Raw genomic sequence first — 10021 nt, forward strand, 5'->3', positions numbered from 1 at the left:
GCACTTCTGATGACCTCGCGCGCAACCGCCGCAACCCATGGCCGCCTTCGACCTGCCCCATTCCGAGGTCCACCAGGGCAGGGCGTCCCGGCCGGGGTGGGGTCCTTGCCGGCGTGCTGGTGTACGCCGCCGGTCACGCCCCGACGCCACCCTTCGGCGGTACCTGCACGTGTGACAGCCCCGACCGGCACGTCCCCCTCGGCCCGCGGCGCGGGCACCACGACGACGGCTGCCCGGGCCGGCGCGCCCCAGGTGGTGGCAGCCCAGATGGCGGACCAACCGTGCGGGTGGCGGGTGGCGGGTGGCGGGTGGCGGGTGGCGGGTGGCGGGTGGCGGTGACGGCGCCGGCCACCATGGCGGCCTCGGTGAGGGGAGCTCGACGTCGCCGGCGCGGACCGGTCAGGAGGCCGGCAGAGCGGCCGCCGGGGTCGAGACGGAGGACGGTGGGGCCGGGACGCAGAGGTGGTCCGGGCCGAGATCTGCCCCGAGGGCTCTTCCCTGTTGCTGGTGCGGGTGACGAGGCCGTGGGCCAAGCCGTCCCCCAGGTCGCCTGCGCTGGCCCGGCCTTCCGGCCCGGGGACGGGTTCCAGGGCGGCGAGGGCGCCAAGGACGGCGTCGGCGCAGCGCGATCGGTTCCACGGTGGGGGCATCTTCGGGTGCTGCCGCAGGACCGGGAAAGAGCCCGGGCAGGCCTGCGCCCGTTTGCCATCCCCTCTGGCAACGGCGGCGCGGGCGCGTACAACCCCCCAGGGCACCCGCGTGTCACACACACGACACACGTTCGGGACAAGGGGAATCATGAAGCGCACAACCGCCGCCGCCCTCGCGATCACGGCCGCCCTCGCCGCCTCGCTCTCCGCCTGCGGAGACAGCAGCGATGACAAGGCGGCACCGACCGCGCCCACGGCCGCCGGCACACCCGCGGGGCAGGCGACGCCTTCGGCGAGCGCGTCCGCGGTCAAGCCCTCGAACGGCATCCCGCCGAGGCCGACGGGCGCCGCCCGCGACGCGTATCTCGCCGCGATCAAGATAGTTGCGCCCAACGCCGCCGCCGACCCCGACAAGGCCATCGACGCGGGCCGGAATCAGTGCTCCGCGCTGAACGGGGGTGCCCAGAACCCTGACCATGCCGCGGCGCAGCGATTCGGGAACGACGTCCACCCTCTCACCGACGCCCAGGGCAAGGCCATCAACGCCGCATTGCGCGCGACCATGTGTCCCGCGACCTGACGCGGCACCTACGGCGAGCGCCGACTCGCGCAGTTCCCAGGGTGCCGTTGCTGTCGATCCGGCCGGTGGCGATGTGGCCGTTGTCCGTCCGGTAGGACTGGAGCGCGCGTTCAACGGGGGGAGACCCGCCCGCCGCCAAACGGCCGCACCACGACGTACGGCGGGGCCGCCGCCTGGCGGCAACGGCCCCGCTCGCTGTCCGATCATTGAACAGTCCTGCCGAGAGGGCGAACCCGCTGGTTGCGATGGCGGGTGGGAGGGACTACTTCGGGCAGTTGACGATGCCCTTGGCGATGCCGGTGACCGCGCCGAGGAGCATTCCGCCGGCCGCCGCCTGGGGGCCGCCCACGAGGCCACCGAGAGCTCCGCTGACGATGCCGCTGCCGATCTCCTTCGCCATGCACTTGTCGTGGGCGTCGCTGCTCGCGGCAGTGGGCGAGGCCTTGAAGGAGGCGGTCGGCATCGTGTCGGTCGTCATCGTGTCGGTCGTCATCATGTGGGTCGTCATCATTTCGGCCGCCTTCTTCGCGGGGGCCGGAGAGGCGGCGGTCGTGCCCAGGGAGAAGGTCGGGGGTGAGATGGTGCCGGTGACGGTCTCACCGGTAACGCCTTCGATGGTCTGGGTGACGGTGGCACCGTTGACCGCGAGGGCGACCTTGTGGGCCGCGCCGCTCGTGTCCGTGACGGTGCCGGGCTGCACGGTCGCGATGACGGCGCCGTTCGCGTCACTGACCTGGATGCCGCCCTGTACTGCGACCAGTTCGGCCCCCGCCGGAAGGTCCACGGTGCCCGAAGCGGTCTTCGCCAGAGCGGTGGGCTTCACGTCCGGGCTTGCGGTGTCGCTCCCCGGCGGGGTGGCGCCGGTGTGGGCGACGTACATCGTCGAGCCGGCCGTCGAGTTGATCACGGGGACGGTGACGGTGGCGTCGGTCGTCCACGGCTGGTTGTCGGTGTCGAAGGTCCAGGTGCCGGTGACCTTCTTGCCCACGGCCGCGAAGTCGACCCAGGCGTAGTTCTTGGAGGGGACATCGACCGCGATCCCGTTGATCGTCGACTCGTCCGAGGTGTATGTCTGCGTCGCCGTCAGCTGGTTGCTGATTATGGCCTGGATCGGGGTGGTGACGCCGACCGACGTCGACAGCCCGGCGGAGAACGACTGGGCCCAGCCGGAGTGGTAGATCGTGGTGAAGATCTGCTTCATCGTGGTGCTGGTGTCGTTGTACCAGACCGACGATGCGGGCTGGCGCGGCAGCACCTCGGCCCGGCCCTCGGACTTCTGCGTCCACGAACAGGAGGAGGTCTTCCTGGAACACAGGTCGCTGTAGTAGTCGAGCGCGAGGCTCCTGGCCTCGGCCGCCTTCGCGGCGGGGATCGTCCACTCCTGGCTCGCGCTGCCGTTGCACGGGTTGGGCTGGGCGAGGATGCCCCACAGGTGCAGGCCGCCCCGGTTGTCCATGCAGTACTCGGCCCCGCTGCTCTCGTCGCGCCGGACGATGCCGAAGGTGTTGGGCTTGCCGTCGACCGGGCGGAAGTTCCACTGCTCGCCGTCCTTGCCGCAGGACTGCTGCACGGCGGGTTGGGAGGCGTAGACGCACTTCCCGGAGGAGGTGCTGGCGATGTTGAAGGTGCCGGGGGAACTGAGCTTGATGAGGCGCCAGTTCGGGAAGTTGGTGCCGTCGGGGGTGACGGATATCTGGTTCCCGTCGCCGGTGCCCGTCGCGTTGAGGGTGCCGTCCGTGTTGGTGAAGGTGTAGGCGTCAGTCCCGGCGGCGCTGACCGGGGTCGCGGCGCCCGCCGGCGCCGCGGCGAGGACGGAGCCCAGGAGGGCCAGGGCGACAGTCGGCGCGCTGAGGAGTTTCGCGGCCCTCGTCATATGCCTCTTCATGGTCACTTCCTGTGGTCTCGGGTGTGCTTCCTGTGGGCAGGTGATCGTCCGGGCCGCAGTGGCCGGCTCCCAGGAACCGTTTCGCTCGGCCGGACGGCCCAGCGCCTTCGGCCCTCAGTCACCCACACGCGGGCGCCCCCGTTAACCCGGAACGATCCGGAGTGACGCCGCCAGGCACGGTGCGGGGCGCCCCGGGGCGGGACAGGACCGTTCCGGGGTGCGGGCGGTGACGACCAAGCGGCCGTCGATGTAGCGGACCGTCAGCTCTCGCTCTGCGGCACCTGACACGCTCCGGACCCGCGGGGTCGGGCAGCGCCATCGCGCGCGGCGATGTGGCGGTGCCGGTGTCGGGACCGGCGGTGCGATCCGTCCCGTATTCGGTGCGCTGCCGCCCCAGCGGCGTGTGATGGCCCTCGCGACCGAACGAGAAGGCCCCGCCTGGCGGGACGGACGTCTTCGCCCTGGCGACCGCGGGCATCGAGCTCCGGGCCCGGAATTCGGTGCCGGTTCGCGTCGTCGAGGGGCGCGGGACGGTACTTCCCGGGAGGAGATCGGCGCGCCGTCCGGCATCGGCGCGGACGCTGACCCGAGCTGTGGGCCACTGGGAGTATGTCCCTCCTCGCCACGGATCCCGTCCAGGAAGGTGTCTTTTCGTCCTCTTGACGATATGCAGGACTGCCGATTATCGTCATGATGACGAAATCAAGGGGGTTTCTCACCATGGCCGACATCACCCGTCGCTTCGGCTGGCGTCACCTGCGCTCCGCGCCCACCACCCACATCCGTCACCACAAGCGCGGCCGCCTCGTCCATGACGGCCGGGGGCTCAGCTTCTGGTACCGGTCGCTGTCGGCAGCGCTGTCCGAAGTGCCCGTCGACGACCGGGAGCTGGCCATGGCGTTCCATGCCCGTACGGCCGACTTCCAGGACGTCACCGTGCAGGCCACCGTCACCTACCGGATCAGCGACCCGGCCGCGGCGGCGGACCGGCTCGACTTCTCCGTGGACCCGGACAGCGGCAGCTGGCGCGGCGCGCCCTTGGAGCAGATCTCCACCCTCCTCACCGAGACCGCGCAGCAGCACGCGCTGGACGTGCTGGCCCGGACCCCGCTGGCCGTGGCCTTGGTGGACGGCGTCGCCTCCGTGCGGGGGAGCGTCGCCGCCGGTCTCGCCGCCGAGCCCCGGCTCCCGGACACAGGTATCGACGTTGTGGCCGTACGCGTCGTCGCGATCCGGCCCGAGGCCGAGGTGGAGCGCGCCCTGCGCACACCGGCCCGCGAGCAGATCCAGCAGGAGGCGGACCGGGCCACCTACGAACGGCGGGCCGTCGCCGTCGAGCGGGAGCGTGCGATCGCCGAGAACGAGCTGGCGAGTCAGATCGAACTGGCCCGGCGCGAGGAGCAGCTGATCGAGCAGCGGGGGGTCAACTCCCGTCGTGAGGCGGAGGAGAAGGCGGCTGCCGACAGCGTAAGGACCGAGGCCGAGGCGGCGCGCAAGGTCCGTCTGGCCCGGGCGGACGCCGCAGCGGCGCGAGAGACCGGGTCGGCACGGGCCGAGGCCCAGGCTTCCTGGCTGCAGGTGCACGACGAGGCCGGCGCGGGCACGCTGTACGCCCTGGCGGCGACCCGGCTGGCGGAGAACCTGCCGCGCGTCGAGAGCATCACGCTCACTCCGGACGTCCTCACCGGCCTCCTCGGCAGGCTCGGGCGCCCGGACACCGGGGCGGACGCGTGAGCCTGGCACCCCGGGCGGTGCTCGTGCACCGCAGGACCGAGTACGAGGAGCTGATCGACCGGCACGGGACGCACGGGCAGGCGGCGTTCTTCCTCTCCAGCCGGGGCCGCTCGATCGACGACGTGGTCGGCCGCCACAGCCGGACCCGGCAGGCGCTGCGCGAGGTGGCGGCGGCGGTACCGCTCACCTGGCGCAGCTCCCAGGTGGAACGGGCGGATCTGGACCGCTTCCTGTTCGCCCCGGAGGACGTGGTGGTCGTGGTCGGGCAGGACGGCCTGGTCGCCAACACCGCGAAGTACCTCGCCGGACAGCCCGTGGTCGGCATCGACACGGACCCGGGACGCAACCCCGGAGTCCTGGTCCGTCACCGCTGCACCGACACGGCCGCCCTCCTGCGCGCCGCGGCTGACGGGGGGCCGACGGAAGACCTGACCATGGTCGAGGCCGTCGCCGACGACACCCAGCGCCTCCTCGCGCTGAACGAGATCTACCTGGGCTCGCCCGGCCACCAGACGGCCCGCTACCGCCTGGGCCCCGACGGCGAAGAAGGTCCGGGCGAGGCCCAGGCGTCCTCCGGCGTACTCGTCGGCACCGGCACCGGCGCCACCGGCTGGCTGCGCTCCCTGTGGCTGGAACGCGGCAGCACGGCGCAGCTGCCCGCACCGTCGGACCGCCGACTCCTGTGGTTCGTCCGCGAAGCCTGGCCGTCGCCCGCGACCGGAACCTCGAGGGTCGGCGGCCATCTGGACCAGCGCGAGGGACTGCGGCTGACGGTGGAGTCGGACCGGATCGTGGTCTTCGGCGACGGCATGGAGGCGGACGCCCTGCGGCTGACCTGGGGTCAGAGCGTACGACTGGGCATCGCGGCGACAGCGCTGCGCCTGCTGACGTGAGCACCCCGCCGGCCGGCCTCGCGGCAGGGAGGTCCGCGAAGCAGGAAGTCTCATCGACAACTCCTGGCGAAACGATGGGAAGTTGCCTCACCGGTCAGTAACATCCCACCGGCACGTGACACATCGTCAGAAACGCTACCCTCGAAAGGGACTCCTGCATGCGCCGGACCTCCCGCTTCGCCCCCGTCGCCCTCGGCGTTGCAGCCCTCCTGCTCGGCGTCCTCCCCGCGCAGGCCCAGGCCCACCCCGACCGCGCCCCCGACCGCGTCACCGTCGGCGACCGCACCTTCACCACCGACGGCCAGGGCCGCGCGCTGCAGTGGCGCGGCTTCAACCTCGCCGACAAGAGCAGCCGGGGCACCGACGCGTTCGCCGACATCCACGAGAGCGACCTCAAGGACATGGCCGCCCGGGGGTTCAACCTCGCGCGCCTGGCGTTCTTCTGGGACGATCTCGAACCGGCTCCCGGGCACTACGACCGCGGCTACCTCGCCAAGATGCGCCGCATCCTCGACTGGGCCGACCGCTACCACGTCAAGGTCGTCCTCGACGCCCACCAGGACGTGTACGGACCGCACTTCGGCTCCCGCGGCGTGCCCGCCTGGGCCACGCGCGACGAGGGCCTGCCCTTCCGGCCGATACCCGAGGACTGGTTCTCCGAGTACTTCGAGCCGTCCGTACAGGCCGCCTTCGACCACCTGTACAAGGACACCGACCTGCGCACCGCGCACGCCCGCATGTGGACGACGGTCGCCTCCGCCCTGGGAGGGCACCCCGCGCTGCTCGGCTACGACCTGATGAACGAGCCGTTCGCGCGCTTCCTCGAGGGCGAAGACCTCCCTGCCGCCGCGGCCCGCTTCGAGGCCGGCGAGCTCACCGAGACGTGGAACCGCCTGGCGCGGGCGGTCCGTCTCGTCGACCGGAAGTCGTGGGTGTTCGTCGAACCCACCGTCATCGTCGGTCTCGGCGTCCCCACCCGAATGGGGCCCATCGACGACCCGCACGCCGGGTACGCGCCGCACTTCTACGAGACCGCGATGGAGACCGGCGGTGACTACGACCCCGAGGGCACCTTCATCGCGGCCTACGAGGCCGCGATCAGCGACTACCCGGCCCGTCAGCGCATGCCGGTGATCGTCGGCGAGTGGGGCGGCAACCCGTACGTTCCGCACGCGAGCCGATTCGTCACCGACATGACGGCCTCCCTGGACCGCTTCTCCAGCGGCTGGACGTGGTGGCAGTGGTGCCGGGGCGGCGGCTACTGCTTCCTCGACCAGACGGGCGCGGTGAAGCCCAACGCCCGGCTGCTCGTCCAGCCCTACGCGCGGGCCGTCGCGGGTGACCCGCTCGGCTTCGCGTACGACCCCGCCACGCGCACCTACACCCTCACCTTCCGCACTCGCGACAACGCCGCCGGACCCACCGAGATCACCGTGCCGAAGGAGACCTACCCGAACGGCTACCGCGTCACGGTCCAGGGACGCAACGCCAGGTGGGACGGCCACGGCCAGACCGTCGCCGTGAGCACCCACGGGAGGAGCGGAACCACGTACCAGGTCGCGATCAGCCCGAGGTAGCCCACCGGTGCGGTCACGGCGGGCCCGGTTACGTCGCGAGCGCGTCCAGCACCGCCGCCGCGACGTGCTGTTGACCGGTCGGGGTGAGGTGGACGCCGTCCTCCTCCCAGTGGCCGTGCGCGGCGGCCCGGGTGTCGACGGTGACCTCGGGCTCGGCGAGCAGGAGTTCCGCGACGGCGTCGAGGTCCGCCCCGGCCCAGCCGAGACCGGCCCGCCGGAAGTGGACGTACTCCCCGACCCGCCCGGGATCGACGCCGGTCGGGGTGAGCCAGACCCACCGGGCTCCGGTCCGGCGGACCGTCAGGTCGCGCAGGGCCCGCAGGGTACGGCGGGTCTCGGCGGCGGAGATCAGCGGGACCCCGTCCAGCCGCTGGACGTCGTTCGCCCCCAGCATGCACAGCATCCAGTCGGGCCGCTGGAACGCGAGTGTCGGGAGGTTCGCCAGGGCCTGGATCGTCGTACTGCCTGTCACGGCCAGGTTCGTGCAGCGCACGTCGTCCGGAAGCAGGTGCCGCAGGATCTCGAACCAGGACAGCCGGTCGGCCGTGGTGCTCTCACCCACGGACACGACGTGCTCGCCCGGCCGGAACGGCAGGCCGGCCAGGCGTGCCGCCGCTCCCGGTTCGGCCGCGAGTGCGGCGGCGGCCGCCCGGTTCCGCGCCTCGAAGCGGTTCAGGCGCATCCGATAGCCGGACGGGTCGAGCCTGAACAGGGCTCCGAGCGCGGCCTCGTCGGGCGCGGGGCCGAGATGGCGCAGGACCTTCTCGGGCTGGTGGAAGCGGAGCATGCGTTCCGCCGGGTCGTGGGCGGCGGCGGTGGTGGCACTCGTCATGGCGGTCAGCCCTTCGTACGGACGCGGCGGCGCGGCAGGAGGAACCCGGCCGCGATCAGCCACAGCAGGCCGGCGAACCGGGCGACCGGCAGCAGCAGGGCGGCCCCGTCGGCCAGCAGGACCAGCGTGGACAGTTCGGCGACCACCGCGACGGCCAGTCCCGCCACGGCGAGGGCACGCGGGAGCAGGCCGGCGAGCAGCCCCGGTACGGCGATCCCGGCGACCAGCAGTCCCAGCAGGACGACGTGGCCGGGGCCGCCGAGCCCGAAGGCCAGGTACTGCAGGGCCCGGACGACGTCGCCGTGCCCCGCGACCTCGGGCCGGGACAGCACCCAGGTGACCAGTCCGGAGCAGGCGAGGAAGGCCGAGGCGAGGACGCCTCCGGCGAGCGCGATGGTGGCGCCGGGGGCGCGTACGCCGAGCTTGTGCAGCCGCGCCGAGACTGTCGCGGCGTAGATCGCGAGTGGCACCGATGCCGCGAACTGCAGGGCTCCGGACAGGCGTACCGCGCCGGTGTGGTCGCGGAAGTAGGAGGTCACCGTGTCGGTGGAGCCGAAGGGCGAGGGGAAGGTGTCCCCGTCGGCGAGGAGTGTGCTGAGCACGAGCCCGGCGAGGAAGAGGGCGGTGAAGACCACCGCGAGGATGCCGGGCGGCGGTCCGGCCTGCGGGTCCCGTCGGCTGTGCGTCTCTCGGGCGGCGGCGGTCGCTGGGCTGCTGGTCACGGCAGAATCCGTTCTCTCAAGTTAATCATTCACCGAGGAGAATCATTTTGCGTGGCTTACGATAGGCCGGTGAACAGTTCTCGGCAACCGCTTACGACGGGCTCCGCCCCGGCCACCGTGCCGCGCGGGGCCGCGTTCCTTCTCGCTCAGATCGGCGCGCACGCCGCCGGACGCTTCGCGGAACGTGTCGGCCACCTGGGACTGACCCCGGCGGACGTCGGACTGCTGCGCATGATCGCCGGGCAGCCGGGGCGCAGCCAGCGGGCCCTGGCCGAGGACCTGGGCGTCGTACCGAGCCGTGTCGTCGCACTGATCGACGGTCTGGAGGGCAAGGGCCTCGTCGAACGGCGTCGCAGCGCCGAGGACCGCCGCAACCACGAGCTCCACCTCACGGCGGAGGGCAGGCGCACCCTCGGCGCGGTCTCCCGCGCGGCCGCGACCCACGAGGACGCCCTGCTCGCCGCCCTCGACCCGGAGCAGCGCACGCACCTGCTCGGCCTGCTCGAAGCCGTCGCGGCCGAACAGGAACTGACCCCCGGAGTCCACCCCGGCTACCGCACCCGCGGCTGAGGTCCGGCCGGCGTCGACCGGGGCGGGGGTGGAGGAATGCGCCGAACGTGTCGCGCGCGGCGGCGGTACGGACAGCCTCGACCCGCGAGCGGGCCCGGTGCCGTAGAAACGGACAGCATGATGTCTTCAGGCCCACGGTCCTGAGGCGTCGGCAGAAAGTGACCGCCTCCGCCCGTGCCGTCTCGCCCTCCGGGGCGGACTCCAGCAGCCGCTGCGTCAGCCGCTGCAGCCCCCCGCCCTCACCGGTCAGATGCAAGCCCTCGGCCTGAGCGCGGGAGACCAGCTCGTCGATGAGCCGGTCATCCACCGCCCTCGACGGCTTCGGCTCAGACGGCTCGACGATCTCGGCCCTCGGTCACGTTCTCACGGGTCATCGGTGCATCTTCCTTGAGCGGGAGTTACACCGATTTCCAGTCCCCACCCCACGCGGAAAGTGCTCGCCTAACCCGCCCTGGGCGGCTGCGCTTGGAGCAACGGGAGCTGCTGGTGGACACCTGCCGGCGCACCAGCTCGACACTGCGGCAGGCCGAAGCCGGTTACGGGTAGCGCCGGTTACACGCGGGCGGCGTCAGAAGTGT

General features: G+C 72.2%; 8 protein-coding genes and 1 pseudogene. 5 read left to right on the forward strand and 4 right to left on the reverse strand.

Going from position 1 to position 10021, the window contains the following annotated elements; all coding sequences use genetic code 11:
• Nucleotides 1-798: 798 nt before the first annotated feature.
• Entirely contained in the window at nucleotides 799-1230 is a 432-nt protein-coding gene (locus E6R62_RS37115; protein ID WP_136217859.1) for a DUF732 domain-containing protein, read from the forward strand.
• 262 nt (nucleotides 1231-1492) lie between these two features.
• Here the strand turns inward: E6R62_RS37115 and E6R62_RS37120 are convergent, their stop codons facing one another.
• On the reverse strand, nucleotides 1493-3115 hold the full coding sequence (locus E6R62_RS37120; RefSeq protein WP_136217860.1) for an RICIN domain-containing protein: 1623 nt from the start codon (nucleotides 3113-3115) through the stop codon (nucleotides 1493-1495).
• A gap of 720 nt (nucleotides 3116-3835) precedes the next feature.
• Here E6R62_RS37120 and E6R62_RS37125 point away from each other — a divergent pair.
• The 3 genes from E6R62_RS37125 to E6R62_RS37135 all read left to right on the forward strand — a co-directional run bounded on the left by E6R62_RS37125 (nucleotide 3836) and on the right by E6R62_RS37135 (nucleotide 7319).
• Entirely contained in the window at nucleotides 3836-4849 is a 1014-nt protein-coding gene (locus E6R62_RS37125) for an SPFH domain-containing protein (protein ID WP_136217861.1), read from the forward strand.
• A complete protein-coding gene (locus tag E6R62_RS37130) occupies nucleotides 4846-5742 on the forward strand; it encodes a hypothetical protein (RefSeq protein WP_136217862.1) in 897 nt (298 codons plus the stop codon). Before E6R62_RS37125 ends, E6R62_RS37130 begins: the two co-directional genes overlap by 4 nt.
• A 158-nt stretch (nucleotides 5743-5900) precedes the next feature.
• Nucleotides 5901-7319: a cellulase family glycosylhydrolase gene (locus E6R62_RS37135; RefSeq protein WP_136217863.1), complete on the forward strand. Its 1419-nt coding sequence runs from the start codon at nucleotides 5901-5903 to the stop codon at nucleotides 7317-7319.
• A gap of 28 nt (nucleotides 7320-7347) precedes the next feature.
• Here E6R62_RS37135 and E6R62_RS37140 read toward each other — a convergent pair whose 3' ends face one another.
• Together E6R62_RS37140 and E6R62_RS37145 are read right to left on the reverse strand one after the other, a co-directional pair.
• Entirely contained in the window at nucleotides 7348-8151 is an 804-nt protein-coding gene (locus E6R62_RS37140) for an SGNH/GDSL hydrolase family protein (RefSeq protein WP_136217864.1), read from the reverse strand.
• Nucleotides 8152-8156: 5 nt separating this feature from the next.
• The gene (locus tag E6R62_RS37145) at nucleotides 8157-8873 is read right to left on the reverse strand and encodes a hypothetical protein (protein ID WP_240802127.1); all 717 of its coding nucleotides are present in this window, start codon (nucleotides 8871-8873) and stop codon (nucleotides 8157-8159) included.
• Nucleotides 8874-8942: 69 nt separating this feature from the next.
• On the opposite strand from E6R62_RS37145, the gene E6R62_RS37150 reads away from it, so the two are divergent.
• Nucleotides 8943-9443, forward strand: coding sequence for a MarR family winged helix-turn-helix transcriptional regulator (locus E6R62_RS37150; RefSeq protein ID WP_136217865.1), 501 nt, complete (start codon nucleotides 8943-8945; stop codon nucleotides 9441-9443).
• Between the two features lie 181 nt (nucleotides 9444-9624).
• Here the strand turns inward: E6R62_RS37150 and E6R62_RS41570 are convergent.
• A pseudogene (locus E6R62_RS41570) lies at nucleotides 9625-9817 on the reverse strand (transposase); the annotation flags it as partial.
• Nucleotides 9818-10021: the final 204 nt, after the last annotated feature.

This window comes from Streptomyces sp. A1136, assembly GCF_004795055.1.
In the GTDB taxonomy this organism is placed as follows: Bacteria; Actinomycetota; Actinomycetes; order Streptomycetales; family Streptomycetaceae; genus Streptomyces.

Bases quoted from the DNA above. Each gene is read 5' to 3' on its own strand.
- E6R62_RS37115 (WP_136217859.1), top strand. From the start codon at position 799: ATGAAGCGCACAACCGCCGCCGCCCTCGCGATCACGGCCGCCCTCGCC.
- E6R62_RS37120 (WP_136217860.1), bottom strand. From the start codon at position 3,115: ATGAAGAGGCATATGACGAGGGCCGCGAAACTCCTCAGCGCGCCGACT.
- E6R62_RS37125 (WP_136217861.1), top strand. From the start codon at position 3,836: ATGGCCGACATCACCCGTCGCTTCGGCTGGCGTCACCTGCGCTCCGCG.
- E6R62_RS37135 (WP_136217863.1), top strand. From the start codon at position 5,901: ATGCGCCGGACCTCCCGCTTCGCCCCCGTCGCCCTCGGCGTTGCAGCC.
- E6R62_RS37140 (WP_136217864.1), bottom strand. From the start codon at position 8,151: ATGACGAGTGCCACCACCGCCGCCGCCCACGACCCGGCGGAACGCATG.